The organism is Serratia sp. Ae19-1 (assembly GCF_059801225.1).
In genome coordinates this window covers 263095-289577 of the sequence record NZ_JBCHWD010000003.1, presented here as the reverse complement: position 1 = coordinate 289577, position 26483 = coordinate 263095, and the positions used below count along the sequence as shown (strand labels likewise).

The window sequence follows — 26483 nt, the reverse complement described above, 5'->3', positions numbered from 1 at the left end:
CCTACGCAGGGCAACGCAGGCTGTCCCCGCGGCCGAAATCGCGGTAAAATGCAGCAGTTGATCTTATCGCACGCCATCAGGCCGTTGTATCCGTTATGAAAATGCGTAAACCGCGCCGTCCGCCCGGGCGGTGGATCTATTACATCCTGCATGAAGACATGCTGTGGCCCTGCCCGGTCAAATGGGAGTGGGAGAGCGGCTATAACGCCTGGCTGCCGTTTTACTATTCCCCCACGCTGGAATTCGTTGCCGGCAACCCCGCCCGCGCCACCAAGGTCAGCAACGGTCGGCGCTGAGCGTGCCGCTCGCCTTGCCGCCCGGCATCTGCTCGCCTAAGATCATCACATCATCTACCGCTTTTCCGGGGGCTTTCATGTCTACTCTGTTTCGCACTTCTCTTTGCGGCGCGGTGGCGTTGCTGCTGCTTGCGGGTTGCCAGCAGACGGCGCATAAGCCGGCGCCACCGCTGCAGGCGCAGTTGGATCATATCGCTTCGATGCTCGCCGGCGGGCACTTTCTGCGTGTGGACTGCGGGCGCAGCGAGGTGCCGGACGACGTGAAACTGCAGCGCACCGCGATGCGTGCGGCGCAGCATCGCGGCTGGGATACGCATGCGGCCGGGTATCGGCAGTTACCGGCGCTCACTCAGGCGCGTTACCTGACCCTGCAACAGGATAATCAATTGCTGACGGAAAAATGCGCCGCGCTCAGCCGCAGCACGGCGCGCTTTATCGCGGCGGCGCAGGCCGATCAGGAAGACTACATGGAGTAGCGTTGCCGTCCCCCTTTCGGGCGCTCGTCATGGGCGCCCAAAAATTCTTTGCAGGATAACGATTTATCGCTCATCATTTGAAATGATGTTTCACTTTTACCCATCGAGCCCATCTTGAACCTGTATGCCGCCCTGCGTCAGCGCGTGGAAAATACGCCCTGGTATGCCAAACGGAAAAGTTACCGCGTACTGTTTTGGCGCGAGATCACGCCGCTGGCGGTGCCGATCTTTCTGGAAAACGCCTGTGTTTTGCTGATGGGGGTGCTGAGCACCTTTCTGGTGAGCTGGCTAGGTAAAGAGGCGATGGCCGGGGTGGGGCTGGCAGACAGCTTCAACATGGTGATCATCGCCTTTTTTGCCGCGGTGGATCTCGGCACTACCGTGGTGGTGGCCTTCAGCCTCGGCAAGCGCGATCGCCGGCGGGCGCGGGCCGCGGCGCGCCAGTCACTGGTGCTGATGACCGCCGTGGCGCTGTTGCTGGCGGCGGGCATTCATCTGGCGGGCGAGCAGATCATCGATGTGATCGCCGGTGCGGCCTCGCCGGAAGTGAAAGCGTTGGCGCTCTCTTACCTGCAAACCACGGTGTGGAGCTACCCGGCGGCGGCGATTGCGCTGATCGGCAGCGGCGCGCTGCGCGGCGCGGGCAACACCAAGATCCCGCTGCTGATCAACGGCGGCATGAATATCCTCAATATCATCATCAGCAGCATCCTGATCTACGGCATGCTGGGTTGGCACGGTCTGGGCTTCGTCGGCGCCGGGCTGGGGCTAACGATTTCCCGCTATATCGGCGCGATCGCCATCCTCTATGTGCTGGCGATCGGTTTTAACCCGGCGCTGCACATCACGCTGAAAAGCTATTTCACACCGCTGAAAATGAGCATCCTGTGGGAAGTGCTGGGGATCGGCATTCCCGCCAGCGTCGAATCAGTGTTGTTCAACGGCGGCAAGCTGTTGACGCAGATGTTCGTCGCCGGCATGGGCACCAACGTGATCGCCGGTAACTTCATCGCCTTCTCCATCGCTTCACTGATCAACTTGCCGGGCAACGCCCTGGGATCGGCCTCGACCATCATCGTCGGCCGGCGGCTCGGCAAAGGCGAGATAGGTCAGGCGGAGCGGCAGCTGCGCCATATTTTCTGGCTGTCGACCCTCGGGCTGACCGCCATCGCCTGGGGCACGGCGCCGCTGGCCGGGGTGTTCGCCGCGTTTTACACCTCGCAGGATGATGTGAAAACGGTGGTGAAAACCCTGATCTGGCTAAACGCCGCCTTTATGCCGATCTGGGCCGCCTCCTGGGTATTGCCCGCCGGGCTGAAAGGCGCGCGCGACGCCCGCTTCGCCATGTGGGTGACGATGCTCGGCATGTGGGGCTGCCGCGTGGTGGCCGGCTATGCGCTGGGCATTGAGCTGGGCATGGGCGTGGTGGGCGTCTGGTTGGGGATGTTCCTCGATTGGGCGGTGCGCGGCGCCTTGTTCTACTGGCGCATGGTCAGCGGGCGCTGGCTGTGGAAATATCCGCGCGTGCGGCGCACGGACGCCGGCTAATCTTGCCTGCGCGCAGCCTGCCGGCGCCCTGAGCGGCCGGCAGGCGAAATCGTGTATCAGAGGGAAGGGTACCAGCGCAACGACTTGTTGACCGGCCCCGGCGTGACCAACACTTTGCCTCTGCCGGCCAGGTTCAACAGCAAGTTGCGCGCCTGATAGATGGTGATGTCGTTGGACTCGGCCAGCTGACGAGTGGTGGGCCACTCACCGGGCGGCGGCGGGGCCGTGCCGTTGGCCGAAGGACAGAGACGGTGCAGCGTCGTTAATAAATGCTGCTGCAGGTTTTGTAATTCTTGTTGTTTTGACGTGCGTTTTATCATGTCAGCCTCCCTTAAACTTCAGCCGAGTTTTGATATAACGATAAGCGTCGCCCGGAAAATAATGCCCTGTCCCGGCAATACCCTTCCTGAACCGGTAGCGAACGCCTGCCTGAACCCGATATTTCCGCTGCTATAAACCTGCGACGTTCATGTATCGGGAGCGGTAATGGGGTGGCTAAATGTTCAGCCTGCTGTATGTAATGGCTGTGCTTCATTGTTTTTCTCCATGGTTTACTGCCCGGTGCTGGTTTTCACCAGACCGAATTGATAAGCCTCCCTTTCCATTTCCGAATCATTATAACGCAAATAGAAAAAAGGCGATCAATAATGTCGCATGATATATATTTTACGAGATAATCGACTGAGGTTATTAATTTTACGATCTGTTGTCTCGAAAAAATATATTTGCCCTGTGGTTTTTGGGCTTATATCTCGTATTTATTGCTTTTGGCGGGAATGGCTTTTCAAATTACGACGGTTTTTGTAACAATATTTGGGCCGAAACAAACGAGTGAGTTGAATCTTAGTTGAATTTTCCGTGGGGCGGTAAATATTCACGGAAGTTCACGGGTTTGATCGTTTTTCTTCCTCATCAGCATGGGTTTCGCTGAGTACCTAAAACGAGTGATGGTGAAATGAAAGTCGCGGTTTAATTATCGCGAGAATTTGTTTCGGCTGCGAATAATACCGTTTTAATTCTGGACTGTATAAATAACTGTTAAAGGAACGGGAGAGATCCTGCGCTTTTTACATAAATTAAAGGAATAAGTGAATTATGAAACTGAACAAAATCATGCTGACAGCAGTTCTGGCGTTTGGCGTTTCTTCTCTGGCGCATGCTGCCGACCAAGGGCATGGCAAAGTGACGTTTACCGGTTCCATTATTGATGCGCCTTGCTCCATTTCTCCCGAGACCGTGGACCAGACCGTGGATATGGGCCAGGTGTCCAACGTTGCGTTGAAAAATGGCGGCAAATCAGCGCCGCGCCAGTTCGATATTAAGCTGGAACAGTGCGACAACTCGACGCTGAAAACCGTCACCACCACCTTCGAAGGCAAAGCCTCTACCGCCAACAAGGACCTGCTGGGCATCGTCGGCACCGCCAGCGGCGCCAGCATCGCCATCACCGACACCGCCAGCAACCCGATCAAGCTGGGCACCGCAACGGCTCCACAGAACCTGGGTACCGGCACCAACACGTTGCGCTTCGCGGCTTACCTGCAGGGCGACGGCGCTTCCTCCGCCGTGGTTCCGGGCGACTTCACCGCCGTGGCCGATTTCAAGCTGGCTTACCAGTAAGCCTGCGCCATTGGCGTGACTTTTTGCATGCGGGAACCCCCGCATGCATTTTCCCTGGATGGAAGGCAAGTGTCAGGAGGTTCAATGCGCCGGTTTATTCACCCTTTAGTGTCTCCTTGCATATTGATGGCCACGCTGATGAGCCCGGTCGTGTCGGCGGCGTCCGGCTCTCAAGGTTGGGGGCGCGTAAATATGCAAGGAGCCATTATTGATACCGCTTGTGCGATTGCCGCCGGCAGCCGCGAGCAGACTATCGATATGGCCGTGATGCCGACGGGAAATATTATGCGCGATGGCTTAGGGAATACGCACCCATTCACCATCGAATTAATCAACTGCACGCTTGAGCGCCCAAAACCGAATTTACCGGACTGGCGACAGTTTCAGGTGGTTTTCGACGGCGACGCCGACGGCGACTTATTTGGCGTGCACGGTGAGGCGAAAGGCATCGCGCTGCAAATATCCGATGACCTGGGGAATATCGCCGCGCCTGGCCGGCCATTGCCGCTGGGCGATATAACGCCGGGCAACATGTCGCTCAATTACTCCATTAAATTGGTTGCCAATAACCAGCCGATGCGTGCGGGAAGCTATTTTTCCGCCGTGCGGTTCAAGCTGGATTATTACTGAGCGCTGTTATTGCGGCAAGCCGTAACGCCAGAATTATACGATATAAGGTTAGGGATATGATGTTGTCGCCTGCTGGGAAGCTATTTCGTTTTCAGGTGCTGGGATTATGTATCACGCTGGCGCTGGGAAGTTCATCAACGCGGGTCTATGCCGAAGATGGCATTCAGTTTAATGCCGACATTTTGGACGTGAACGATCGCAAAAATATCGACCTAAGCCAATTTTCCCGCAGCGGATACATTATGCCGGGAAGTTACGGCATGGTGGTTCATCTCAATAAAAGCGAGTTGCCCGAGCAGAAAATCGCTTTTTATCCGCCGGACAACGATCCTGCCGGCAGCCGCGCCTGCGTCGCTAAAGCGTTGGTCGATCAGCTTGGGCTGAAATCGGCGGCGATGCAATCGCTCACCTGGTGGCATCAGGGCGAGTGTCTGGATGAGTCCAGCCTGAAAGGCATGGTGTCGCGGGGCGATCTGGCGACGGGGACGCTTTACCTGAGCGTGCCGCAGGCTTACCTGGAATACAGCTCGGATGACTGGGATCCGCCGTCGCGCTGGGATGAGGGCATTCCAGGGCTGCTGTTCGATTACAACGTCAACGCACAAAGCCGACAGCAGCAGCAGGGCGGCACGCGTGGTTACAGCGTCAGCGGCAACGGCACCGCCGGCGCCAACCTGGGCGCGTGGCGTCTGCGCGCCGACTGGCAGGGGCAGGTCAATCATCAGACCGGCAGCGGGCAATCCACGGAAAAACGCCTGGATTGGAGCCGCTATTACGCCTATCGGGCCGTTTCCGCGCTGCGCTCGCGCCTGACGCTCGGCGAGGACTATCTGGATTCGGGCATTTTCGATAGCTTCCGTTTCTCGGGGGCGAGCCTGGTGTCGGACGACAACATGCTGCCTCCCAACCTGCGCGGCTATGCGCCTGAGGTGGTTGGGGTCGCCAAGACCAACGCCAAGGTGACCATCAGCCAGCAGGGGCGGGTGATCTATGAAACCCAGGTGGCGACGGGGCCGTTTCGCATTCAGGACATCAACGACGCCGTCACCGGCGAGCTGGACGTGCGGGTGGAGGAACAGGACGGCGGCGTGCAAGCATTCAAGGTCAATACCGCCAGCATTCCTTACCTGACTCGCCCCGGATCGTGGCGCTTCAAACTGGCCGCCGGCAAACCGTCGGACTGGCAACACCATTCACGCGGGCCGCTGTTCGGCACCGGCGAGTTTTCCTGGGGCGTCAGCAATGGTTGGTCGCTGTATGGCGGTGCGTTGCTGGGCGGCGACTATAACGCGCTGTCGTTGGGGGTCGGCCGCGATCTGATGATGTTCGGCGCGCTGTCGTTCGACGCCACCCAGTCGCGGGCGCGGTTGCCGCAGCGAGACGAGACGCTCAGCGGCGGCTCTTACCGGGTGAGCTATTCGAAAACGTTCGACGAGCTGGACAGTCAGGTCACCTTCGCCGGCTATCGCTTCTCGGAAGAGGACTTCATGAGCATGAGCGAGTATCTCGACGCGCGCTATTACGGCAGCCGGGTCGGCAACAACAAGGAGATGTACACCATCACCTTCAACAAGCAGTTCCGCGACTGGGGGCTGAGCAGCTACCTCAACTACAGCCACCAGACCTATTGGGATCGCCCGTCCAACGACCGTTACAACCTGACGCTGTCGAGCTACTTCGATCTCGGCGAGATAAAAAACCTGAACCTGTCGCTGTCGGCCTATCGCAACCGTTACAACGACACCAACGACGACGGCGTGTACCTGTCGCTGTCGATGCCGTGGGGCAACGGCGCCACGCTCAGCTACAACAGCACGGTGAACCGTAACGACACCACGAACCGGGTGGGTTATTACCAGCGAATCGATGAACACAACAATTACCAACTGAGCGCCGGCAGCGCCCGTCATGGCGCCAACCTGAGCGGCTACTACAACCACGAGGGCGATGCGGCGCGTCTGAGCGCCAACGCCAGCTATCAGGAAGGGCGCTACAGCGCCGTGGGGGTGTCCGCGCAGGGCGGCGCGACGCTGACGCCGGAGGGCGGCGCATTGCACCGCGTCGGCATGATCGGCGGCACGCGCCTGCTGCTGGACACCAACGGCGTGGGCGGGGTGCCGGTACGCGGTTACGGCAGCACCGTTCGCACCAACCGCTTCGGCAAGGCGGTGGTGGCGGACGTCAACAGCTACTACCGCAACAAGGCCAGCATCGATCTGGACAAACTGGGCGACAACGCCGAAGCCACCCGCTCGGTGGTGCAGGCCACCCTGACCGAAGGCGCGATCGGCTACCGTCAGTTTGACGTTATCGCCGGCGAGAAAGCGATGGCGATCGTCAAACTGGCGGACGGCAGCACGCCGCCGTTCGGCGCCACGGTGCTGAACGCCCGCAAACAAGAGACCGGCATCGTCAATGACGGCGGCAGCGTGTACCTGAGCGGCGTCAGAGCCGGTGAGAGCATGACGCTGCACTGGAGCGGCGCGGCGCAGTGCCAGGTGCAGCTGCCGGCAACGCTGCCGGCCGACATGCTGACGCGCACGCTGCTGCTGCCGTGTCGGCCGATCGCCGCGGCGCAATCGGCCCCGGTTGAATAAACCCATCACCCTGAATCTGGAGTTATCGACAACATGCAAATTTTTTCTCTGAAAACCGCAGCGGCGTTCGCGCTGTTGGGCGCCACGGTGTCGCAGCACGCGCAGGCGGCGATCGCGCTCGACCGTACCCGGGTGATCTTCGACGGCGGCCAGAACTCGGTCAGCCTCAATCTCAGCAATCAGAATAAGCAGCTGCCGTACCTGGCGCAGGGGTGGCTGGAGGACGAGCAGGGCAACAAAATCCAAAGCCCGCTGGTGGTCTTGCCGCCGGTGCAGCGCATCGAGCCGGGTAAGCCGAGCCAGATCAAGATTCAGGCGTTGCCGGCGGCCAGACAGCTGCCGCAGGACAGGGAGACGCTGTACTACTTCAACCTGCGCGAGATACCGCCGAAGAGCAACAAGCCCAATACGCTGCAGATCGCGCTGCAGACGCGCATCAAGCTGTTTTATCGCCCGGCGGCGATCGTGCCGAGCCGCACCGACATGGCGACGCCATGGCAGGAGCAGCTGACGCTGACGCGGCAAGGGGAGAGTTACCAGGTCAATAACCCGACGCCGTACTACATCACCATCGTCGATGCGGGCAGCAAAAAGGGCGGTGAGGGCGTGAAAGGGTTTGAGCCCTTCATGATCGCGCCGAAGAGCCAGGCGCGCCTGACCGTAGGCGCTGCGGGGCTGGGCGGCAGCCCGGTGCTGACCTATATCAACGATTACGGCGGCCGGCCGCAGCTGAGCTTCAGCTGCAGCGGCGCGAGCTGCAAGGTGGTGCCGGAAAAACGGGCGGCGTCATGACCCACCGTGAGCGGGCGGTGTCGACGGGAGAGCCATTCAGGGGAAAAGGATGAAACGAGAACGGAGAAAGGTCGGCGAGCGCGCGTTGATGCTGGCGCTCAGCCTTGGCGTGGTCGCGATGCCTTCGGCGCAGGCCGACGTGGTGGACAACTGGCAGGTGGAGGGCGCCCATGGCGTGCTGCAGGTGTACGGCGCGCTGACGGAGAGCGCCTGTCGACTGGAGATGACCAGCGCGCGGCAGGAGATCTGGCTGGGTGAGACCGGCACCGCGCGCATGCGCCAGGCCGGCGATCGCGGGCGGCCGGTGGCGTTCGAGCTGCGTTTGATGGATTGCCTGCGCACCCCGGGCGGCCAGCGTGATGCGCGCACCGGCGCGCTGGTTTGGGCGCCGAATCAGCCGGCGGTGACGGTCAGCTTCGCCTCGGTGGCGGACAGCGACAACCCGCAGCTGGTGAAGGCGCAGGGCGTTTCCGGGGTGGGGCTGCGCCTGCGTGATGGCCGTGGCCGCGACGTTCGGCTGGGGAGCCGCGGCGAGCCGCTGCTGTTGACGCCGGGGCAAGACGCGCTGAGCTACAGCGTGGCACCGGAGCGGACTGCGGCGCCGTTGATGGCCGGCGCTTATCGGGCGACGGTGGACTTTAGGCTGAACTATGACTGAGGCGAGGACATGGTGCTGAGGATAACACGGGGCCGGGCGCTGATTGGGTTGGCGGGGCTGCTGGCGCTGGGCCTTCCGCCGGCTCAGGCGACCACGGTGAACGTGCGGGTCACCGTGCTTTCTCCACCCTGCATCATCAATGGCGGGCGGCCGATCGAAATGGATTTTGGCGACGAAGTGATGACCACCCGCATCGATGGCGTCAACTATCGGCGGGCGGTGAGTTACACGCTGACGTGCAGCGGGCAGAGCAGCAACGGGCTCAAGCTGCAGGTACAGGGGACGGCGAGCGGTTTCGACGGCCAGCTGCTGCGCACCAGTAAAGACGGGTTGGGCATTGCGTTGATGAGCGGTGGCCGCCGTTGGCCGATCAACCAGTGGTTGAACTTTACCTACCCGACCGCGCCGACGCTTGAAGCGGTGCCGGTGAAGTCGGCCACAGCCAAACTGGCGGCGGGCGAGTTCACCGCGGGCGCCACCATGAAGGTGGATTACCAGTAACGCGGGAGCGAGAGCATGAAACTACGTTTTACGGCGAGCGTGCTGCTGTGCGCCGGGATGGCGTGCCATTTCGCCTGGGCGGAGAAAACGGTCGATATGCAGTTTCGCGGCACGCTGATCGAACCGCCGCCCTGCACCATTAACGATGACGGGATCATCGACGTGAACTTCGGCGATCGCGTCGGCATTAACAAGGTTGATGGCGTGAACTATCGGCAAAATATCGGTTACCGCATTCGCTGCGAACCGGGGATCGGCAAATGGGACATGCTGTTGAGCCTGACCGGCACCGCCGCGACGTTTGACGAAGCGGCGGTGCAAACCGACCGGCGCTATCTGGGCATCCGCATTTACCAGAACGCACAGCCGTTCAAAGTGGGCAGCGCGCTGCCTGTCGATCCGGCCAAGCCGCCGGTGCTGGAGGCGGTACCGGTCGGCAAATCGGGTGAAACCCTGACGGAAGGCGCGTTCGATGCCACGGCGACGCTGCGGGCCGAGTATCAATGAAGGAGGAGGCGAGCGTGAAAACAACGCAAGGCGGCCGGGGCGTTATCGGCCTGGTGCTGTTGGCGCTGGGCGTGAACGGGGCCGCGCAGGCCGCAGACAATCTACGCATGCGCGGTGCGCTGGTGGCGGAACCCTGCGTTATTCAGCCGGGCGACGAAGACATCGAGCTGGATTTCGGCACGCTGGTCGACAAGTACCTGTACCTGAACCAGCGCACGCAGGGGCAACCTTTCGAGCTGCGGTTGGCGCAGTGCGATCTCAGCCTGGGCAAGACGGTGTCGATCACCTTCAAAGGAACGGAGAATGCGCAGCTGCCGGGGCTGCTGGCGCTGGCGGCGAGCAGCCAGGCGCGTGGGATCGCCATCGGTATGGAGACGCTGCAGGGGCAGCCTTTGCCGCTCAACAGCGCCGGCGGCAAGTACCCGTTGCAGGACGGCGGCACGGTGATTGGCATACAGGCCTATGTGCGCGGCGAACCGGAAGCGTTGGCAAAGCGAACCCTCGGCCGCGGCGCTTTCAGCGCTATTGCGACTTTCAGTCTGGATTACCAATGAGCGCCGGGTTCCGGCAAAACAGAATAAGGATATGACGCGATGCAGCGTGTTCACTTCAGCGCGATGTACTTACTGCTTGGCCTGCTGCCGGGGCTGTGCTCGGCGCAAATTTACTCCTACGTGACCAAAAGCAGCGGTTCCCCCAGTGACGCCAAGTATGAGTATGTGCTTGAGAGCTGGGATACGGATGATCCGTCGCCAAACCCGTGCTATCAGCAAAGCCAGTGCGCGATCGGGATCAACCACCGTCACACCAGCGCCAACACCGGCGGCAGCACCGATGTGACGCCATCGGCTTCGGTTGTCGGTTCCTCCGTACATCCGCAGATCACCAAACTGAAGACGATGGGGGAACTCAGCAGCTATTACCAGCGCTATTACCCGTTGCCGATTAGCGGCAAAACCTCACATGTGGGCGATCCCATCACTCAGGAGTGCGTGGGGCTGTTTTATACCACCAGTTCCGGTTCCGCCGTTGTGGGGTCCAGCGCACGGCTGATGCCGAGCAGCGTCTGCGGCATCGCGCCGCCGCCGGTCGGGGTGTGCGGCATCGATGAGCAACAGCTCGATCTGAACCACGGCGTATTACCGGATACCGAATTGGCGGGCAACACGGCGCGCGGCAGCCTGCGCGTGGTTTGCTCGCAGAAGATGAACATCGTCATGTATATCCGCGTCGGCAGCAATGGCCGCCTGGATCTGGGGAGCTCCGGCGTCTACAGCACGCTGCGCATCAACGGCGCCCTGGGCAACCTGGGGTATCAGTTCACTGCGGATACGCGCGGAGTCACGGTGCCGATCACCTCCACGCTCGGCGTGACGGGCACCATCAAGGCCGGCAATTACTCGGGCCAATCAGTCGCCATTTTGGCGCTGCCGTAGCCGTATTATCCCGCCGCGCGCCGCCACGATACGGCGCTGTGTCATGGCGGCGCGCGTCATCCGGGAGGATGACTCACGCCCGGCGGCGGCCGGGAAGGATTATTTCAAAGGGAGCGTGCCGATGGAAAGCACCATCACTCTGGCGTTTATCGATAATGACCGTTTCTTTATTGACGGTTTGCAGCAACTGCTGCTGCCGTATTTCGCGCGTCGCGGCATACGGGTGCAACTGCTCGACGCTGCCCTGGCGCACCGGGCGGATATGGTGTTTCAGTCCGTGGCGCGAGACTGGCAGGCGCGCTTCTGCCTGCGGTCAGCGAGCGGCGGCCGGCCGATGAACTTTGCGTTGCGTGTGCCGGACGATACCCGTTGGCGCGAGAACCCGCGCTGCGCCAGCGAAACGGGCGTCATTTTCCGCAACGACTCGCCGGGCAGCGTCTTACGCCAGTTGGAGCGGGCACTGACGGCGCGGGCGCATGGCGATGTCGCACACCGTTGCTATTGGTGTGAACGTCAGCGCATTACTCGCCGTGAACGGGATGTGATGCGCTATCTGGCCAGTGAATTACCGCAGGCCACCATCGCGCGCAACCTGCGTCTGAGCGTGAAAACCGTCAGCAACCACAAGCAGGCGGCGATGAGGAAGCTGGGGTTCAAGCGCAACGCGGATCTCTACCGCTGGCTGCGCTTGGGCGGATTGAACACCGTAGAGCGGCCGCAAGGGTAAGCGGCCGGGGGGGCGTCAATACAGCAGCGTCATCGCGCTGAAGAACAGCAGGGTCAACGCGATGATGATGACGTTTTGCGTGGCTTTGCGCACCAGCCTGCTGGCGCTCAGCCGGCTGTCGATGACGTAGAGCAGCGGCACCATCAGCAGCACGTAGGCAAACATCAGCATGGCGGTAAAGGGCTGCAGGTTCATTCATGTTCCTCCTGTGCGTCATCATGGCCGATCAAATGTACCAGCACGGCTTGCGTCTGGTGAGGCAAACCGACAAAAGACGGGGTGGAGGGAAAGGCCGGCACGAACGCTACGCCGGCGCGCCGCGTTTTCACCGCCGCTTGCAGGATTTTCTTTCGATGTTTCCGAGTATGGTCGACCATGCGCCTCCGAATAAGGCCGCCTGAAGGCGGCCGACTGCCGTATTGCCCATTAAGCTGGAGAAGGATTGCGGGCCACTGCCTGGCCACAAAGCCATAATATTGCGAATGATAATTATTATCAATATTGAAGATGAAAAAAATAGGGGTATTGCGGGCGGGCGTTTCGGCGGGGCATAAAAAGAAAAAGCACGCCTTATGGCGTGCTTTGCGGAGTATTAACCCAGACGGTTACTTCTGATCGGGCAGCGCGTACGCGATCACATAGTCGCCCAGCTTGGTGCCGAAGGAACCGTGGCCGCCGGCGAAGATCAGCACGTACTGCTTGCCGTTGACCTCATAGGTCATCGGCGTCGCCTGGCCGCCGGCCGGCAAACGCGCTTCCCACAGTTTTTCACCGTTGGTCACGCTGAAGGCGCGCAGGTAGTTGTCTGCGGTGGCGCCGATGAAGAACACGTTACCGGCGGTGGTCACCGGGCCGCCCAGCATCGGCATGCCCATTTTGAACGGCAGCGGCAGCGGTGAGCTGTCGCGCACGGTGCCGATGCGTTTTTTCCACACGATGTTGTTGGTTTTCAGATCAACGGCGGAAATGTAACCCCAGGCCGGCTGTTTGCACGGCAGGCCGAACGGTGACAGGAACGGGTTCAGGGTGACGCCGAACGGCACGCCATACTGCGGCTGGATACCGGTTTCGGTGCCGCTGCCGCCTTTGTCGCCTTCCGGCGGTTCAATCGGGTTGCCTGGGCCGCGTGGGATCAGTTTGGAAACGAACGGCAGCGCGATCGGGTTGGCGATGGCGATTTCGCGATCGGTATCGACGGCCAGGCCGCCCCATTCGAACATGCCCAGGTTACCCGGGAACACCAGCGTACCCTGCTCGGAAGGCGGGGTGAAGGTGCCTTCATAACGCAGGTTGTGGAACATCACGCGGCAGACCAGTTGGTCATAGATGGTCGCGCCCCACATGTCCGCGCCGGTCAGTTTCTTCTCAGGACGGAAGGTCAGCTCGGAGAACGGCTGGGTCGGCGACAGGCGATCGCCCTTGGCCGGGCCCTGCGGTACCGGTTTCTCCGGCGCCGGCACTACCAGCTCGCCGTTGGTGCGGTTCAGCACGAAGATGTTGCCGGTTTTGGTCGGCACATAGATGACCGGCACTTTTTTGCCGCTCTTGTCGGTAATGTCCGCCAGGGTCGGCTGCGCCGGCACGTCCATATCCCACAGATCGTGGTGGACCGTCTGATAGAACCAGACCAGCTTACCGGTAGAGGCGTTCAGCGCCAACAGGCCGCTGGCGTAGCGCTCCATTTCCGGGGTGCGATCGCCGCCCCAGATGTCCGGCGTGGCGACGCCCATCGGCAGATAAACGATATCCAGCTTGGCGTCATAAGCGGCCGGCGCCCAGGAGTTCGGCGAGTTCGGCACGAAGTGATGCTCGTCCGCCGGGATGGCGTTCGGATCTTTCGCGCCCGGATCGAAGGCCCACAGCAGCTTGCCGCTGTTGACGTCGAAGCCACGGATCACGCCGGAAGGCTCGCGGTTGGAGTAGTTGTCGGTCACGGCGCCGGCGACGACGATCACGTTATCGGTGATCACCGGCGGCGAAGTCGGCTCGTAGTGGCCCGGCGTCGCATACGGCATGTTGCTCTGCAGATTCAGCTCGCCGTTGTTGGCGAAGTCTGGGCACGGTTTACCGGTTTCGGCATCCAGCGCGAACAGACGGCCGTCGTTGACCGGCAGAATGATGCGGCGCGCGCACATTGCCGGTGCGGCGTCGCCGGCGGCGCCCGCAGCCGCAGCGGTTTCGTGGTAAGACACGCCGCGGCAGGTGATGTGCTGGAAGGTCGGGTTATATTTCAGCTGCGGATCAAATTTCCACTTCTCTTTACCGGTGGCGGCATCCAGCGCGAACAGCTTCTGGTGCGGGGTACACATGTAAAGGGTATCGCGGATCTTGATCGGTGTGACTTCGTTGGTGATCTCGCCCGGATCGTTGGCGGTCTTCAGATCGCCGGTCTGGAAACGCCAGGCCTCTTGCAGCTGGCCGACGTTTTTGTCGTTGATCTGGCTCAGCGGCGAATAACGAGTGCCTTCCTGGGTGCGGCCATAGGCCGGCCAGTCTGCGCCGGTGGTGTCTTTCGGCTGTACCTGCGCGGCGTCGAGCGTACCGTTGATCTCTTGCGGATCGTTGAACACGGCATAGGCCAGCGCGATGACGGTGATGACCAGCGCCGCGCTCAGCGCGCCGTAGGCGAACTTGCCGTTAGCGACCAGCTTGCGGTAGATAAACGGCAGCACCAGCCACAGGCCGAAGAAGAAGGTAACGTCGAGCCGCGGCGTCAGCGCCCAGAAGTCCGGGCCGACTTCCCACAGGGCCCAAAGGGTGGTGCCCAACAGGAACACCGCGTACAGCAGCAGCGCGGTGGCGCGGCGGCGGAACAGCAGCCATGAGGTCGCCAGCAGCACCAGCCCGGCGATGATGTAATACAGCGAACCGCCCAACTTGGCGAGCCAGATGCCGCCGCCGAGCAGATAGAGCCCGCTCAGCGCGGCAAACAGCGCCGTTATGACGATAAGCGGCGATAGTGACGCTTTATTTTGCATAGCAATACCCTTACCAAAAAATGAAAGTCCCCGATTTAGAGATTAAGCCAAATCGCAAAAAACACGCGGTTTCTCCCTACTATTTCAGCGAGAAGCCGCTAGGGTGACGTAAAACCCATCCCGTTTTTTAACCTTAAGGTGCTTTGCCTTATTCAAAGCGATAAGACAAGGTGGCGCCGCCACCCCAGTTGCGCCCCGGCGCCGGCTCGAAATAGCGGCCGTTGCCTTCGTTGACGATCACCGAACCGACGTAGCGGCGATCGAAAACATTGTCCACCCGGCTGAACACGTCCAGCGCCCAGCGGTTCCAGGTAAAGCGATAGCCGGCGTTCACGCCGGCCACGGTGTAAGCGGGGGCCTGCGCGCTGTTGGCGTCATTGGCCTGAATGTCGCTCATGTAGCGCAGCTCCGCCCCGGCGTGCCAGCCTTCCGGCGGCGCATAGGCCAGTGAGGCGTAGCCCATGTTGCGGGCGATGCCCGGCAGGCGGTTGCCGGCGGGAATGGTTTGGGCCGGGGTACAAACGGCTTTGCCGCACATCTCGCTGCGGTAGGTGGCGTCCAGCAGCGTCCAGGCCATATGCAGGCGCCAGTCCAATGCGAACTCCTGATCCAGCGCCAGCTCCAGACCACGCCGCCGGGTCTTGCCGGCGTTGGCGTAGCTGGTACGCCCGCCGCTGCTTTCCGCCACCACCAGCTCGTTGTCGGTATCGGTCTGGAACAGGGCGGCGCTCACCAGGCCGTTGCCGAGGCGCAGTTTGCTGCCCAGTTCGACGGTGTCGCTGGTGGATGGCTGCAGGCCGATGTTGAGACCCGCCTGGCCGTCGGGACGGTAGGAGAGTTCGTTGATGGTCGGGGTTTCGAAGCCGCGGCCGGCGGAGAGATAGACGTTCCACGCCGGGCTGATTTTGTAGTTGAGCGAGCCCATCGGCAGCCACTGGTGATAGCGTTTGCTGCCGCTGTCATCGCCGTTGCGCGGGGTGATGTAGTAGTCGGTCGAATCGAAGCTGACCGTGCTGTAGCGCAGGCCGGCGTCCAGCGTCCAGTGTGGCGTCAGTTGCCAGGAAGTTTGCAGGTAAGGATCCAGGTTCCAGATGCGGTTCTTCTCGTTGCGCCGCTGGTCGCCTTTCTCGCCGTAGTCCACTTTGCCGTCTCGCAGAATAAAGTTTTCGAACCCCTGCCGGCGTTCGGTCATGGTTTCATAATCCAGACCGCCGATCAGTGTTACCGGTAACGAGGCGAGAGTATCCTCATGCTTCCAGCGAGTGTCAATGCCCTGATATTTCCTTTCCAGCACGATCACCCCGCCGGCGTGGGTGGGGTTGAGCTGCGGTCCGCTCGGGATCGATTGGTACTGCGTGGTGTGGCGCTCGCCGTGGTAGGCGGTCAGCGTCAGTTCGTCGCGTTCGCTCATCTGGCGCTGATAGCGCAGGCCGGCCTGGGTCTGGTCGAGCGATTTGCGGGTGTTGTATTGATCCGCGCGCGGTGCCTGGCGTGGGTTTTCTTTCCATTCCGCCTCGGTCAGGCCGCCCGGATCGCCGGCGTCAATCGAGACGCTGTTGAACATCAGCGTCAGGGTGCTGACGTCGTCCAGCCGCACGCCGAGCTTGCCGTTGCCGAGGTTTTTCCGCGCGGCGCTGTGATCGCGGTAGCCCTGGGTGGTAAAGCGGGTGCCGGAGAGGGCGTAGTTAACGTCGCCGGCCTGGGTGCCGTCGCCGGTGGCGCCGGTTGCTTTCACCCCGTAACGCCAGGTGTTGTCGCTGCCGAAATAGCCGCCGGCTTCCAGCGTCGGCGGCTGGGTGCCGGTTATCGTATCAACGTTGATGACCCCGCCCGAGGCGTTGCCGTACAGCGCGGAATAGGGGCCGCGCAGTACCTCGATGCGTTCGACGGAATTGATGTCAATGTTGGAGGTTTGCCCCTGGCCGTCGGGCATGGTGGCGGGAATGCCGTCGACGTACATGCGCACCCCGCGCACGCCGAACATCGAACGGCTGCCGAAGCCGCGTATCGATAGCTGCAGATCCTGCGCATAGTTTTGCCGATTCTGGAGCTGCAGGCCCGGCACGCTGCCAAGATTTTCCGACAGGTTAATCTGCGGGGCGGCGTTGCGCAGATCCTGGCCGTCGATCACGCTGACGGACACCGGCGATCCCAGCTCAGTGAGGCCGGTAGGTTGCGCCATCACCACCAGGGTGTCGCTCTTTTCTTCAGTTTTTTCCGCCGCTGACGCCTGGCCGATGAACATGGGTTGCAGCAATAGCATCGCCGCCGGGGTCAGCACGGCGCTTTTCTTATTGGTCATGGGATAAATCTGCCACTGGTATTAAAAGGGAATCGCTGATCGATTCAGGGTTAGCCATCTGTCACTCCATCTACATGACGCTAAACGAAAAGGGTAGTGCATCCTGACATCAGTATAGAGTATCTGCGGAAGGAACGTTCCCGGAAAATGTTCAATCCGCTGAGACGGTTAGCGGATTAATGAAACTGACTCATAAGCTCAAGCGTATTTTGCCCCATAGTCATGGCGGCATGGGTCTTTTACAGTCATCTCATCCGAGCGGCTCTGTGTCAGGGGGCCGGTATCCATCCGCAGGAGAGTGAAGATGCAAACACGTAAGTTGGGGCGCGAAGGGCTGGAAGTATCGGCGTTGGGTCTGGGCTGCATGGGGCTCAGTTTTGGCTACGGCCCGGCTACCGACAAGCGGCAGGCGATCGATCTGATCCGTGCCGCGGTTGACGAGGGCGTGACGTTCTTCGATACCGCCGAGATTTATGGTCCGTTCACGAACGAGGAATTGTTGGGCGAAGCGCTGGCGCCGGTGCGCGATCGGGTCGTCATCGCCACCAAGTTCGGTTTCGATCTGCCGCAACCGGCGGGGCAACAGGTGTTGAACAGCCGCCCGGAGCATATTCGCCGGGCGGTGGAAGGTTCGCTGCAGCGCCTGCGGGTAGAGACTATCGATCTGCTGTATCAACACCGCGTCGATCCCGAGGTGCCTATCGAAGAGGTGGCGGGCACGGTGCAGCAACTGATTCGCGAAGGGAAAGTGAAGTACTTCGGCCTGTCGGAAGCCGGCGCGCAAACCATTCGGCGCGCCCATGCGGTGCAGCCGGTCACGGCACTGCAAAGCGAATATTCGCTGTGGTGGCGCGAGCCGGAGCGTGAAATCCTGCCGACGCTGGCGGAACTGGGCATCGGTCTGGTGCCGTTCAGCCCGCTTGGCAAGGGCTTTCTCACCGGCGCCATCACCGAAGACACCGCCTTTGACAGCGGCGATTTTCGCAACGTGGTGCCGCGCTTCAGCACCGAGGCGCGCCGGGCCAATCAGGCGCTGGTGAGCGTGCTGGGGCAGATAGCGCAGCGCAAGGGCGTGACGCCGGCGCAGATCGCCCTGGCCTGGCTGCTGGCGCAGCAGCCGTGGATCGTGCCAATCCCGGGAACCACTAAGCGTCACCGACTGGAAGAAAACCTTGCGGCGGCGTCGGTGGTGTTGACGGCGGACGAACTGGGCGAGATTGAGCGTGCGCTCTCCGCTATCGACGTGATCGGCGATCGCTACCCGGCGCATCTGCAAAAGAACGTCGGGCGTTAAGCCCCGCGCCGCAGCGCCTCAATCAGCAGCGCAAAGGCGGTGGTGTGTTGCCTGCGGCTTGGGTAATAGAGGTAATAGCCGGGAAACGGCGGGCACCACTCGTCCAGCGCCATCTGCAAGCGCCCGTCGGCAAGCGCCTCGGCGACGCTGTCTTCCGGCACGAAGGCGATGCCGAGACCGAGCTGTGCGGCGTCGATTCGCTGGCGCAGGCTGTTGAAGGTCAATTGCCCCTCCACCCGGACTTTGATCTCCCGGCCATCGCGGGCGAACTCCCAGGCGTACAACCCGCCGAGGGTGGGCAGGCGCATATTGATGCAACGGTGGTTTTGCAATGCCTGCGGCGTGGCGGGGAGGCCGTGACGGGCGAAATAGGTGGGTGAGGCGACGGCCACCATGCGCATGTCCGGGCCGATGCGTACCGCGATCATGTCCTTCGCCACCTGTTCCCCCAGCCGGATGCCGGCGTCGAAACGCCCGGCGACGATGTCGGTCAGGCTATTGTCGACGGTGATTTCCACGTTGATGTCCGGGTAATCGACGAGAAAAGTGCGCAGCACCGGCCACAGCACCGCATCCACCGCGTGTTCGCCGGCGGTGAGGCGGATGTTGCCGGCGGGGCGATCGCGCATTTCACCCAGCGCGTTCAGCTCGCTTTCTATCTCCGCAAAGCGCGGGCCGATGCTGTTGAGCAGCCGCTCACCGGCCTCGGTGGGGGCCACGCTGCGGGTGGTGCGCGTAAGCAAGCGCAGCGCCAGGCGTTCTTCCAGCCCGCGGATAGCGTGGCTGAGCGCCGATTGAGACACCCCGAGCTGCGCCGCCGCTTTGGTGAAGCTGCGTTCTCTGGCCACCATCAGGAAAGCGATCAGGTCGTTAAAGTTTTCTTTCAGCATATCGGCACCGGAGAGCAAGGTTAGGGCGCGGCCACGCGTAGATTTATGAATTGAGCTCATAGCTCCTTGCGCATTTTAGCCGCTAGTCGCTGGAAAAGCATGGCGCTATCTTGGCATCACTGACCCATGACTATCAGCGCCGGCTGTGAGAGCCGGCGCGGAGGACACTACAGATGAAAATACAACGCAGCGGTTCGATCCCTTCGCAGCGCGGCCCGGCGGATTACTTTACCGGGCAGGTGCGCATCGACGCGCCGTTCGCCGGCGAGGCGCCGGCCAGAGTGGGCGGCGCAACCGTCACCTTCGAGCCCGGCGCCCGCACGGCCTGGCATACTCACCCGCTCGGTCAGACGCTGATCGTCACTCAGGGGCGCGGTTGGATCCAGATGTGGGGCGAGAAGACGCAGGAAATGCACCCCGGCGATATCGTCTGGATCCCGGCGGATGTCAAACACTGGCACGGCGCGACGCCGGACTGCGCCATGACCCATATCGCCATCGCCGAAGCGGTGGACGGCAGCCCGGTGACCTGGCTGGAGCCGGTCAGCGAGGCGGAGTACCGGCAATAACGGCGCTCAGGACCGGCGGTTCTGTTCGCAGAACCGCAGGCGGTTGCCGAACGGATCGGTGAGGTTCAGTTCCTTGCCCCAATCGACAATCTCCAAGCCCGGCCGTGCATAGCGGTAGTTTTTGGCCGTGAGTTCGCGATGCAGCGCATCGATGTCCTGCATCGGAATGAAAATGGCGGCGCCGGGCGTGCTGTCGCCGTAGTGTTCGCTCAGGTGCAGTGTCAGCCCGGCGCGGGCAATCTGCATGTACAGCGGCAGGTCTTCGCTGAAACGGTGCTCCCACTCCAGCGTGAAACCGAGAAAATTCAGGTAAAACTCTTTGGCCTTGTCGACCGAAAAGATGTGCAGGATCGGAATGGCGGGCGAGAAGGCGATCATCGTTGACCTCATTGCCGCGTTAGCGGCAGCCGATGTGGATATCGACCGCGTCGGGGCCGGTATAGGCTTCGAAGTCGGTCAGGAAGCGGCGTTCGATCTCAGGGTGTTGTGCGAAGTAGGCCCAGATGCGCTGCCAGCCTTCGATGACCGCCGCCGGCATCGCGCCACGGGCGGAGAAGACCAGATAGCGGCCGGGTTGGATGTGCAAACCGCTCTGTGCCTCACTGCCGGCGGTGACGTCAAACGGCCCGCTGGCGTCGGAAGCGTAATTGGAATAGACCCCGTATACCGGCAGGGCGGGTGAGGTAGCGAAAAAATCCGACCACAGCGCGGGAATCTTTGCCGTTTCGGCTTGGGTTTCGTTCTGGTTGGTGGTTCTGACTGTTTGGCCGGCGACGTAAAAGCCGTGCAAGTGCACCGAGGTAGGCTGCATAGGGGAAATTCCTTTTAACCGCTTGAAAGAGATGCCTAAAGGTAGCAAAGGCTTGCCGGATCCGCCAGGTATGGCCCCCGCAGGTGCGGGGGCCGATCGCATCAGGCGCCCAGGCCGCCGAGGCACAGGTATTTGATCTCGAGATAGTCTTCGATGCCGTATTTGGACCCTTCGCGGCCCAAGCCGGAGTGCTTCATGCCGCCGAACGGCGCTACCTCGGTGGAGATCAACCCTTCGTTGATGCCGACGATACCGTACTCCAGCGCTTCGGCCACGCGCATCACCCGGCCGATGTCGCGGCTGTAGAAGTAAGCGGCCAGGCCGAACGGCGTGTCGTTGGCCATTTCGACGGCTTCGGCTTCCTGGCTGAAGCGGATCAGGGGCGCCACCGGGCCGAAGGTTTCCTCACGGAAGATTTTTGCCGTGCGCGGCACGTCGGTCAGGATGGTCGGGGTGAAGAAATTGCCGCCCAACGCGTCAGGCTTGCCGCCCAGCAGCACCGAGGCGCCGTGTTCGACGGCGTCGGCGATATGCTCGCGCACTTTCTCCACCGCGTCCTGGTTGATCAACGGGCCGATGGTGACGCCATCATCCAGGCCGTTGCCGACTTTCAGCTTGGCGACGGCGGCTTTCAGCCTGGCGGCGAAGGCGTCGTACACGCCATCCTGCACCAAAAACCGGTTGGTGCAGACGCAGGTCTGGCCGGCGTTGCGGTATTTGGAGGCGACTGCGCCGGCCACAGCGGCGTCCAGATCCGCGTCGTCGAATACGATAAACGGCGCGTTGCCGCCCAACTCCATGCTGGTTTTCTTGATGGTGGGCGCACACTGAGCCAGCAGCTGCGCGCCGACTTCGGTGCTGCCGGTGAAGGAGAGTTTACGCACGTCCGGGTTGGCGGTGAGCTCGCCGCCGATGCCCTTGCTCGGGCCTGTTATCACGTTGCATACCCCGGCGGGCAGCCCGGCGCGCTCCGCCAGTACGGCGATTGCCAGCGCCGAGAACGGGGTCTGGCTGGCGGGACGGATCACCCCGGTGCAGCCTGCCGCCCAGCCGGGGCCGGCTTTACGGGTGATCATCGCCGCCGGGAAGTTCCACGGAGTGATGGCGGCGAACACGCCGATCGGCTCTTTCTGCACGATAATGCGGCGGCCCGACTGGGGCTGCGGAATGGTGTCGCCATAGACCCGCTTCCCTTCCTCGGCGAACCATTCGATAAAGGAGGCGGCATAGGCGATTTCACCGCGGCTTTCGGCCAGGGGTTTACCCTGTTCCGCCGTCATGATGCGCGCCAGATCTTCCTGATTCTCCATCATCAGTTCAAACAGCCGCCGCAGCTTGCCGGCGCGCTCTTTGGCGGTCAGGGCGCGCCAGGCGGGCAGCGCTTTTTTTGCGGCGGCGACGGCGCGCGCGGTTTCTTCGGCGCCGAAGGCCGGCACGTGGCCGACCAGCTCGCCGTTGGCGGGGTTATGAATGGCGATGGCGCGGCCCTCATGGGCCGGCAACCATTGGCCGTCGATGTAATTGGCCTCGCGGAACAGCGTGGGATCCTTGAGGGTCGCGCAGATACTGGTGCTCATTGGTCTCTTCCTTTGCTGAGTTCAACAGAATGGTCTATCCCATACGGCTACCCTTTACCCTAGCAAACTTTGCCGCCGCCGTTTGCCGACGCGGCGACAAGATGACCGTTTTCTTTATGCGCACCTTCTGTACAAAAAACATCCGCCGCCGGGTCGATACTGAAAGAGCAGGCATATGACCCTTTTCGATGTGATTAAAAGGAGTGTGCGAATGATGAAATCAGTGGACAGGCATCTCGCGGCCTACGGCAGCGAAATGGATTTTTTGGCGTCGAGCATCGCCCTGATGGAGTGGCAAGGGCGGCAGATTGACGCCGGGCAGGTGGCCGGCAACATGTCGGAGCAGCAAAGCCGCCTGTTCTTTGCGCGGTTGAGTTATTTTCGTCAGCTTTATCAGGCCGCAGCGGCGGCCGAACACAGCCTGTAATTTGCCGATGTTTCCCGACATCGCAGGCGCCGCCGTTCGCTTAAGCTGAGGCGAACGGCAATTTTGCCTGACGTATTTTCTACCTTTTGACAGTGCTCTGCCTGGGTATGTGAGCGCTTATCAATGTCATCGCCAATCTCCCCGCTGAGGACGTCGTTTACTGAGGGTATCCGGCGGCGCGTCATGCTTTACCATTCTGAATGCCGTTCTCCGTACGCTAAAATAAACAGCATGTGAGTTCTTCAATGCCAGCCCTACTTATGGTGTTGTCTTTTGACGCTCTCTGCATCGATATTGCAACCTATACTCATACAGGCATTCGACATGCTGTGATTTGGCTGGGGCAATATCTTTATGTGTTTTAGCCGCAGCAAACGGATGAATGAGCCGCGTTTGAAAATAAAGGGGGGGACATGACAGCTGACATCGCCATCAACAAGAACGAAGGTATTCTCACGATCGCGTTAACACGGCCGGATAAAAAGAATGCGCTAACGACGGCGATGTATGCGGCTTTGGCCGATGCTTTGGCTATTGCGGAAGCGGAGTCGGACATTCGCGTCATTCTGCTCCAGGCGGCGGGCGACATGTTTACTGCCGGCAATGACATCAATGAATTTGCTTCGCAGGTCATGCAAGGCAGCGGGGGGCAAGAGGTCGTGCGCTTTTTAAAGAGCCTGGCCAGTATCACCAAACCTCTCGTCGCCGCGGTGCAGGGGAAGGCGGTCGGTGTTGGCACCACCATGCTTCTGCACTGTGATTATGTGCTGGTTGCCGATAATGCGGAGTTGAGCACGCCGTTCGTGAATTTAGCCTTGGTGCCGGAGGCCGCCTCGAGCTATTTGTTACCTTCGCGGATAGGCCATGTCAGAGCCTTTGAGATGTTCGCTCTCGGTGAGCCCGTCGCCGCGCAGGACGCGGTTGCCTGGGGAATGGCGAACAAATGCGTTCCGCTCGCCGCTCTCGACGAGGAGGCGCGTCAGGTCGCGCTGAGGCTGGCGGCCAAACCGGCGATTTCGCTGCAGGCAACGAAAAAACTCATGCGTGATGCCGAGCATCTCATTGCCCAGACCGACCTGGAGTTGAGCGTTTTCATGGCGCGGCTGCAAAGCGCGGAGGCCAGAGAGGCATTTGCCGCCTTTGTGCAAAAGCGCCGGCCAGACTTCACCAATCTGGTATGACCCCGATGCCTGGCTCGGTGCGGCCAGCAACCTCTCAGCGATCGCCCTCGGCATTCGTGCTATTTTCATGGCAAAAATAAACGCGGCCGGCGGCGAAAAAGTTTCATGGGTTAAACTTTTTCGCCGCAAACGAGGTTTTATTTTACCGGACGCGCATTGCTGCAACGCCCATCTTGACAATAATTTTGCCGCTGCTAATAGTTACTTTATATTTTAAATAATAAACGAAGTTTAATATATGAGACAACTTGCGGGGAGCTATGATAACGGCGCTACGGTGGATGATGAAGCGGCTATTTTGGCTTCGTTTCAAACCCGCAGCGCGGCCGTTTATAATCAGACGCGGCATGAAAAGAATATTGCTTACGGTGAAAGCGAACGCGAAACATTGGATTGGTTCTATTCTGCAAAGCAACATCAGGGGACGTTAATTTTTATTCACGGCGGCTATTGGCAATTTTGCGATAAGGCGGATTTCGCCTTTATCGCCGCCGGGCCGTTGGCGTTGGGATTCGACGTGGTGCTGGTGGAATATACGCTGGCGCCGGCGGTTAATCTTGACGCTATTTGTCGGCAGATCGGCGCCGCATTGGATGCCATTCAGCGTCGCCTGCCGCCGCACGACGCCCATCCGGTGCACCTGTGCGGCCATTCCGCCGGCGGGCATCTGGCGGCGTTTTGGCAGCAGCATGCGATGGTGGATGCGGTCTTTCCCATCAGCGGCCTGTTCGAGCTGGCGCCGCTGCGAGAAAGCTATGTCAACCGGGCGCTGCAGCTGACCGCACGGCAGATTGAAACGCTCAGCCCAGCGCGCCACCTGCCGGCGCGAACCAAACCGCTCACGCTGTATTACGGCGCGGCTGAGCTGCCGGAACTGATCGGCCAGTCGCGCCACTATCACGCGGCGCTGCATCAACATGGGCTGCCGGCGGAACTGGTCGCGGTGCCCGGCGCCAACCATTTCACCATTCTGGATGCGTTGTTCGCCGCCGACGGCGCGCTGCTTCGCCAACTTGATCATCATGGGAAACACTGACATGCGCGAGATCGTAGAGACCGGGCTGCCGGAAATCGGCCAGCCTTTTTCCTGGGCTACCCGGGGCGGCGGCATGCTGTTTACCGCTCATGGCCCGGTGCGGGCGGACGGCAGCATCGAGACCGGCGCGCCGGAGCAACAGATTGCGTTGACCTTCGACAATCTGGCGCAAACGCTGAAGGCGGCGGGCAGCCACAGCGATAAGGTCTTGCAGGTGATCGTTTATCTTACCGACGTCAACGACGTTAAATGTCTCGATAATATTTACCGAGAATACTTTAATTATCCTTACCCTAACCGATCCACGGTGATTGTCGAAAAACTGGTGGCGCCGGGAATGAAAATAGAAATTACCGTCAGCGCTATCGCCTGATTTAATTTCCGCTTAAATCCGTTCTTATATTAATTCAATAATGAATTAAGGATGCGTCATGTTTAAACAGATTGCGCCTTCCGCAGCCGATCCTATTATGTCGCTGATGGAAGCCTATTTGCAGGACCCCAATCCGAACAAAGTGAATTTAGGCATTGGGCTGTATTACGACCAGCAGGGGAATATTCCGCTGATGCAGGCGGTTGCGGCCGCCGAGCAACGCCTGCTGGCGCTGCGTCGCCCGCATGGCTACCCGCCGATCGAAGGCTCGCCGCAGTTCGCTCGCCAGGTGCAGACGCTGCTGTTCGGTGAGCGAACTGTGGCCGACATCGCCACGGTGCAGACCGTCGGCGGCTCCGGGGCGCTGAAACTGGCGGCGGATTTTCTGCGCCACTTTTTGTCGCGCAGCGAGATCTGGGTGTCCGATCCCACCTGGGCCAACCACTGGGCGATTTTTGAAGGCGCCGGGTTGCAGGTGAAAACCTATCCCTACTTTGACGAGGCGGTGGGCGGCCTGCGTTTCGCCGCCATGCTCGACGCGCTGAGCAACCTGGCGCCTGGCAGCGTGGTCTTGCTGCATCCTTGTTGTCATAACCCGACCGGCACCGATCTGACGCCGGAGCAGTGGCGCGCTACGCTCGCCGTACTGCAGCGGCGCAACCTGCTGCCGCTGTTCGATATCGCCTATCAGGGCTTCGGCGACGGGTTGGACGAGGATTGTCTGGCAGTACGCGAAGCGCTGAAAATCGACTTGCCGTTTTTGGTCTGCAACTCGTTCTCCAAAAACGTGGCGCTGTACGGCCAGCGACTGGGCGCGCTGTCGGTGCGCTGCGCCGATGCGGAAAACGCCGCCAACGTCAAAGGCGCGTTAAAAACGTTGATCCGCCGCAGCTACTCCTGCCCGCCGACACACGGCAGCCAGATCGTGGAAACCCTGCTCGGTGATGCCGAACTCGGTGCGCTTTGGCGCAACGAGCTGGCGGAAATGCGCTCGCGCATCAAGCAGATGCGTGAGCAGCTGGCCGCCGGGCTGGCGCGGGGCGGCTCTTCGTTGGATCACCGGCGCATTCGCGATCAGCGCGGCATGTTCAGCTATACCGGCCTGAACGAAACGCAGCTGCAAACCTTGCGGCAACGCTACGCCATCTATCTGGTTGCGCCCGGCCGCATGTGCCTGCCGGGGCTCAACCCCGGCAATATCGATTACGTGACCGCCGCCATTCTCGACGTCACCCGTACCGTCTAACTCTGCTCGGG

30 protein-coding genes are annotated in these 26483 nt (G+C 60.9%); 21 read left to right on the top strand and 9 right to left on the bottom strand.

Annotated features, from left to right (window positions below):
- The first annotated feature begins 95 nt into the window (after nucleotides 1-95).
- The 3 genes from AAIE04_RS11600 to AAIE04_RS11590 all read left to right on the top strand — a co-directional run bounded on the left by AAIE04_RS11600 (nucleotide 96) and on the right by AAIE04_RS11590 (nucleotide 2320).
- Complete coding sequence (locus tag AAIE04_RS11600) at nucleotides 96-296, top strand: hypothetical protein (protein WP_019453451.1); 201 nt, start codon at nucleotides 96-98, stop codon at nucleotides 294-296.
- 77 nt (nucleotides 297-373) lie between these two features.
- The gene (gene gspS / locus AAIE04_RS11595; RefSeq protein WP_019453453.1) at nucleotides 374-772 is read left to right on the top strand and encodes a type II secretion system pilot lipoprotein GspS; all 399 of its coding nucleotides are present in this window, start codon (nucleotides 374-376) and stop codon (nucleotides 770-772) included.
- 114 nt (nucleotides 773-886) lie between these two features.
- Nucleotides 887-2320 carry an EmmdR/YeeO family multidrug/toxin efflux MATE transporter gene (locus AAIE04_RS11590; RefSeq protein WP_498056639.1) on the top strand — a complete coding sequence of 478 codons (1434 nt, stop codon included), beginning with the start codon at nucleotides 887-889 and terminating at the stop codon, nucleotides 2318-2320.
- Between the two features lie 56 nt (nucleotides 2321-2376).
- On the opposite strand, the gene AAIE04_RS11585 is transcribed toward AAIE04_RS11590, so the two are convergent.
- Nucleotides 2377-2640, bottom strand: a complete 264-nt coding sequence (locus tag AAIE04_RS11585) for a FaeA/PapI family transcriptional regulator (RefSeq protein ID WP_019453455.1) — start codon at nucleotides 2638-2640, stop codon at nucleotides 2377-2379.
- A gap of 775 nt (nucleotides 2641-3415) precedes the next feature.
- Here AAIE04_RS11585 and AAIE04_RS11580 point away from each other — a divergent pair.
- The 10 genes from AAIE04_RS11580 to AAIE04_RS11535 all read left to right on the top strand — a co-directional run bounded on the left by AAIE04_RS11580 (nucleotide 3416) and on the right by AAIE04_RS11535 (nucleotide 11788).
- Complete coding sequence (locus AAIE04_RS11580; protein ID WP_019453456.1) at nucleotides 3416-3940, top strand: fimbrial protein; 525 nt, start codon at nucleotides 3416-3418, stop codon at nucleotides 3938-3940.
- Between the two features lie 84 nt (nucleotides 3941-4024).
- Complete coding sequence (locus AAIE04_RS11575) at nucleotides 4025-4570, top strand: fimbrial protein (RefSeq protein ID WP_498576972.1); 546 nt, start codon at nucleotides 4025-4027, stop codon at nucleotides 4568-4570.
- Between the two features lie 56 nt (nucleotides 4571-4626).
- Nucleotides 4627-7167, top strand: coding sequence for an outer membrane usher protein (locus tag AAIE04_RS11570; RefSeq protein ID WP_498576971.1), 2541 nt, complete (start codon nucleotides 4627-4629; stop codon nucleotides 7165-7167).
- A gap of 33 nt (nucleotides 7168-7200) precedes the next feature.
- Nucleotides 7201-7959 carry a fimbria/pilus periplasmic chaperone gene (locus AAIE04_RS11565; RefSeq protein ID WP_019453459.1) on the top strand — a complete coding sequence of 253 codons (759 nt, stop codon included), beginning with the start codon at nucleotides 7201-7203 and terminating at the stop codon, nucleotides 7957-7959.
- Nucleotides 7960-8008: 49 nt separating this feature from the next.
- Nucleotides 8009-8617 carry a fimbrial protein gene (locus AAIE04_RS11560; RefSeq protein WP_498576970.1) on the top strand — a complete coding sequence of 203 codons (609 nt, stop codon included), beginning with the start codon at nucleotides 8009-8011 and terminating at the stop codon, nucleotides 8615-8617.
- Between the two features lie 9 nt (nucleotides 8618-8626).
- Nucleotides 8627-9118 (top strand): fimbrial protein, encoded by a 492-nt coding sequence (locus AAIE04_RS11555; RefSeq protein WP_498576969.1) that lies wholly within the window; start codon nucleotides 8627-8629, stop codon nucleotides 9116-9118.
- A gap of 15 nt (nucleotides 9119-9133) precedes the next feature.
- Nucleotides 9134-9625: a fimbrial protein gene (locus AAIE04_RS11550; protein WP_498576968.1), complete on the top strand. Its 492-nt coding sequence runs from the start codon at nucleotides 9134-9136 to the stop codon at nucleotides 9623-9625.
- Nucleotides 9622-10179, top strand: a complete 558-nt coding sequence (locus AAIE04_RS11545) for a fimbrial protein (RefSeq protein WP_019453463.1) — start codon at nucleotides 9622-9624, stop codon at nucleotides 10177-10179. The genes AAIE04_RS11550 and AAIE04_RS11545 overlap by 4 nt, the downstream gene beginning before the upstream one ends.
- A 39-nt stretch (nucleotides 10180-10218) precedes the next feature.
- The gene (locus AAIE04_RS11540; RefSeq protein WP_498056636.1) at nucleotides 10219-11061 is read left to right on the top strand and encodes an MrpH family fimbial adhesin; all 843 of its coding nucleotides are present in this window, start codon (nucleotides 10219-10221) and stop codon (nucleotides 11059-11061) included.
- A 121-nt stretch (nucleotides 11062-11182) separates the two neighbouring features.
- The gene (locus AAIE04_RS11535) at nucleotides 11183-11788 is read left to right on the top strand and encodes a helix-turn-helix transcriptional regulator (protein ID WP_154746453.1); all 606 of its coding nucleotides are present in this window, start codon (nucleotides 11183-11185) and stop codon (nucleotides 11786-11788) included.
- A gap of 15 nt (nucleotides 11789-11803) precedes the next feature.
- Here AAIE04_RS11535 and AAIE04_RS11530 read toward each other — a convergent pair whose 3' ends face one another.
- The 4 genes from AAIE04_RS11530 to pqqU form a co-directional block, all read right to left on the bottom strand.
- Nucleotides 11804-11983 carry a hypothetical protein gene (locus AAIE04_RS11530; RefSeq protein ID WP_019453466.1) on the bottom strand — a complete coding sequence of 60 codons (180 nt, stop codon included), beginning with the start codon at nucleotides 11981-11983 and terminating at the stop codon, nucleotides 11804-11806.
- Entirely contained in the window at nucleotides 11980-12165 is a 186-nt protein-coding gene (locus AAIE04_RS11525; protein ID WP_198636673.1) for a hypothetical protein, read from the bottom strand. Before AAIE04_RS11525 ends, AAIE04_RS11530 begins: the two co-directional genes overlap by 4 nt.
- Before the next feature lie 228 nt (nucleotides 12166-12393).
- Entirely contained in the window at nucleotides 12394-14766 is a 2373-nt protein-coding gene (locus AAIE04_RS11520; protein ID WP_498576967.1) for a glucose/quinate/shikimate family membrane-bound PQQ-dependent dehydrogenase, read from the bottom strand.
- A gap of 148 nt (nucleotides 14767-14914) precedes the next feature.
- Nucleotides 14915-17011: a TonB-dependent receptor PqqU gene (pqqU, locus tag AAIE04_RS11515; protein ID WP_232094183.1), complete on the bottom strand. Its 2097-nt coding sequence runs from the start codon at nucleotides 17009-17011 to the stop codon at nucleotides 14915-14917.
- Between the two features lie 361 nt (nucleotides 17012-17372).
- On the opposite strand from pqqU, the gene AAIE04_RS11510 reads away from it, so the two are divergent.
- Nucleotides 17373-18362, top strand: coding sequence for an aldo/keto reductase (locus AAIE04_RS11510; RefSeq protein ID WP_498576966.1), 990 nt, complete (start codon nucleotides 17373-17375; stop codon nucleotides 18360-18362).
- On the opposite strand, the gene AAIE04_RS11505 is transcribed toward AAIE04_RS11510, so the two are convergent.
- Nucleotides 18359-19252: a LysR family transcriptional regulator gene (locus AAIE04_RS11505; protein WP_498576965.1), complete on the bottom strand. Its 894-nt coding sequence runs from the start codon at nucleotides 19250-19252 to the stop codon at nucleotides 18359-18361. The genes AAIE04_RS11510 and AAIE04_RS11505 overlap by 4 nt on opposite strands.
- A 173-nt stretch (nucleotides 19253-19425) precedes the next feature.
- Here AAIE04_RS11505 and AAIE04_RS11500 point away from each other — a divergent pair, with 173 nt between their 5' ends.
- Nucleotides 19426-19821 carry a (R)-mandelonitrile lyase gene (locus tag AAIE04_RS11500; RefSeq protein WP_019453472.1) on the top strand — a complete coding sequence of 132 codons (396 nt, stop codon included), beginning with the start codon at nucleotides 19426-19428 and terminating at the stop codon, nucleotides 19819-19821.
- A gap of 6 nt (nucleotides 19822-19827) precedes the next feature.
- Here the strand turns inward: AAIE04_RS11500 and AAIE04_RS11495 are convergent, their stop codons facing one another.
- The 3 genes from AAIE04_RS11495 to gabD form a co-directional block, all read right to left on the bottom strand.
- Nucleotides 19828-20196 carry a glyoxalase superfamily protein gene (locus AAIE04_RS11495; RefSeq protein ID WP_498577066.1) on the bottom strand — a complete coding sequence of 123 codons (369 nt, stop codon included), beginning with the start codon at nucleotides 20194-20196 and terminating at the stop codon, nucleotides 19828-19830.
- Nucleotides 20197-20218: 22 nt separating this feature from the next.
- Complete coding sequence (locus AAIE04_RS11490; protein WP_498576964.1) at nucleotides 20219-20632, bottom strand: GyrI-like domain-containing protein; 414 nt, start codon at nucleotides 20630-20632, stop codon at nucleotides 20219-20221.
- 101 nt (nucleotides 20633-20733) lie between these two features.
- Complete coding sequence (gabD, locus tag AAIE04_RS11485) at nucleotides 20734-22209, bottom strand: NADP-dependent succinate-semialdehyde dehydrogenase (RefSeq protein WP_019453474.1); 1476 nt, start codon at nucleotides 22207-22209, stop codon at nucleotides 20734-20736.
- 211 nt (nucleotides 22210-22420) lie between these two features.
- On the opposite strand from gabD, the gene AAIE04_RS11480 reads away from it, so the two are divergent.
- The 6 genes from AAIE04_RS11480 (at nucleotide 22421) to AAIE04_RS11455 (ending at nucleotide 26472) form a co-directional block, all read left to right on the top strand.
- The gene (locus AAIE04_RS11480) at nucleotides 22421-22636 is read left to right on the top strand and encodes a glycogen synthesis protein (RefSeq protein WP_049201387.1); all 216 of its coding nucleotides are present in this window, start codon (nucleotides 22421-22423) and stop codon (nucleotides 22634-22636) included.
- 413 nt (nucleotides 22637-23049) lie between these two features.
- The gene (locus AAIE04_RS11475) at nucleotides 23050-23817 is read left to right on the top strand and encodes an enoyl-CoA hydratase-related protein (protein WP_498576963.1); all 768 of its coding nucleotides are present in this window, start codon (nucleotides 23050-23052) and stop codon (nucleotides 23815-23817) included.
- Nucleotides 23777-24034 (top strand): hypothetical protein, encoded by a 258-nt coding sequence (locus AAIE04_RS11470; RefSeq protein ID WP_498577072.1) that lies wholly within the window; start codon nucleotides 23777-23779, stop codon nucleotides 24032-24034. Before AAIE04_RS11475 ends, AAIE04_RS11470 begins: the two co-directional genes overlap by 41 nt.
- A 21-nt stretch (nucleotides 24035-24055) precedes the next feature.
- Complete coding sequence (locus AAIE04_RS11465; RefSeq protein ID WP_198636666.1) at nucleotides 24056-24853, top strand: alpha/beta hydrolase; 798 nt, start codon at nucleotides 24056-24058, stop codon at nucleotides 24851-24853.
- A 1-nt stretch (nucleotide 24854) separates the two neighbouring features.
- A complete protein-coding gene (locus AAIE04_RS11460; RefSeq protein WP_498576962.1) occupies nucleotides 24855-25226 on the top strand; it encodes a RidA family protein in 372 nt (123 codons plus the stop codon).
- A 58-nt stretch (nucleotides 25227-25284) separates the two neighbouring features.
- Nucleotides 25285-26472, top strand: coding sequence for an amino acid aminotransferase (locus AAIE04_RS11455; protein WP_498576961.1), 1188 nt, complete (start codon nucleotides 25285-25287; stop codon nucleotides 26470-26472).
- Nucleotides 26473-26483: the final 11 nt, after the last annotated feature.

Coding starts and splice junctions, on each gene's coding strand:
- AAIE04_RS11600 (WP_019453451.1), top strand. CDS start 96: ATGAAAATGCGTAAACCGCGCCGTCCGCCCGGGCGGTGGATCTATTAC.
- gspS (WP_019453453.1), top strand. CDS start 374: ATGTCTACTCTGTTTCGCACTTCTCTTTGCGGCGCGGTGGCGTTGCTG.
- AAIE04_RS11585 (WP_019453455.1), bottom strand. CDS start 2,640: ATGATAAAACGCACGTCAAAACAACAAGAATTACAAAACCTGCAGCAG.
- AAIE04_RS11580 (WP_019453456.1), top strand. CDS start 3,416: ATGAAACTGAACAAAATCATGCTGACAGCAGTTCTGGCGTTTGGCGTT.
- AAIE04_RS11575 (WP_498576972.1), top strand. CDS start 4,025: ATGCGCCGGTTTATTCACCCTTTAGTGTCTCCTTGCATATTGATGGCC.
- AAIE04_RS11570 (WP_498576971.1), top strand. CDS start 4,627: ATGATGTTGTCGCCTGCTGGGAAGCTATTTCGTTTTCAGGTGCTGGGA.
- AAIE04_RS11565 (WP_019453459.1), top strand. CDS start 7,201: ATGCAAATTTTTTCTCTGAAAACCGCAGCGGCGTTCGCGCTGTTGGGC.
- AAIE04_RS11560 (WP_498576970.1), top strand. CDS start 8,009: ATGAAACGAGAACGGAGAAAGGTCGGCGAGCGCGCGTTGATGCTGGCG.
- AAIE04_RS11555 (WP_498576969.1), top strand. CDS start 8,627: ATGGTGCTGAGGATAACACGGGGCCGGGCGCTGATTGGGTTGGCGGGG.
- AAIE04_RS11550 (WP_498576968.1), top strand. CDS start 9,134: ATGAAACTACGTTTTACGGCGAGCGTGCTGCTGTGCGCCGGGATGGCG.
- AAIE04_RS11545 (WP_019453463.1), top strand. CDS start 9,622: ATGAAGGAGGAGGCGAGCGTGAAAACAACGCAAGGCGGCCGGGGCGTT.
- AAIE04_RS11540 (WP_498056636.1), top strand. CDS start 10,219: ATGCAGCGTGTTCACTTCAGCGCGATGTACTTACTGCTTGGCCTGCTG.
- AAIE04_RS11535 (WP_154746453.1), top strand. CDS start 11,183: ATGGAAAGCACCATCACTCTGGCGTTTATCGATAATGACCGTTTCTTT.
- AAIE04_RS11530 (WP_019453466.1), bottom strand. CDS start 11,983: ATGAACCTGCAGCCCTTTACCGCCATGCTGATGTTTGCCTACGTGCTG.
- AAIE04_RS11525 (WP_198636673.1), bottom strand. CDS start 12,165: ATGGTCGACCATACTCGGAAACATCGAAAGAAAATCCTGCAAGCGGCG.
- AAIE04_RS11520 (WP_498576967.1), bottom strand. CDS start 14,766: ATGCAAAATAAAGCGTCACTATCGCCGCTTATCGTCATAACGGCGCTG.
- pqqU (WP_232094183.1), bottom strand. CDS start 17,011: ATGTTCATCGGCCAGGCGTCAGCGGCGGAAAAAACTGAAGAAAAGAGC.
- AAIE04_RS11510 (WP_498576966.1), top strand. CDS start 17,373: ATGCAAACACGTAAGTTGGGGCGCGAAGGGCTGGAAGTATCGGCGTTG.
- AAIE04_RS11505 (WP_498576965.1), bottom strand. CDS start 19,252: ATGCTGAAAGAAAACTTTAACGACCTGATCGCTTTCCTGATGGTGGCC.
- AAIE04_RS11500 (WP_019453472.1), top strand. CDS start 19,426: ATGAAAATACAACGCAGCGGTTCGATCCCTTCGCAGCGCGGCCCGGCG.
- AAIE04_RS11490 (WP_498576964.1), bottom strand. CDS start 20,632: ATGCAGCCTACCTCGGTGCACTTGCACGGCTTTTACGTCGCCGGCCAA.
- gabD (WP_019453474.1), bottom strand. CDS start 22,209: ATGAGCACCAGTATCTGCGCGACCCTCAAGGATCCCACGCTGTTCCGC.
- AAIE04_RS11480 (WP_049201387.1), top strand. CDS start 22,421: ATGATGAAATCAGTGGACAGGCATCTCGCGGCCTACGGCAGCGAAATG.
- AAIE04_RS11475 (WP_498576963.1), top strand. CDS start 23,050: ATGACAGCTGACATCGCCATCAACAAGAACGAAGGTATTCTCACGATC.
- AAIE04_RS11465 (WP_198636666.1), top strand. CDS start 24,056: ATGAGACAACTTGCGGGGAGCTATGATAACGGCGCTACGGTGGATGAT.
- AAIE04_RS11460 (WP_498576962.1), top strand. CDS start 24,855: ATGCGCGAGATCGTAGAGACCGGGCTGCCGGAAATCGGCCAGCCTTTT.
- AAIE04_RS11455 (WP_498576961.1), top strand. CDS start 25,285: ATGTTTAAACAGATTGCGCCTTCCGCAGCCGATCCTATTATGTCGCTG.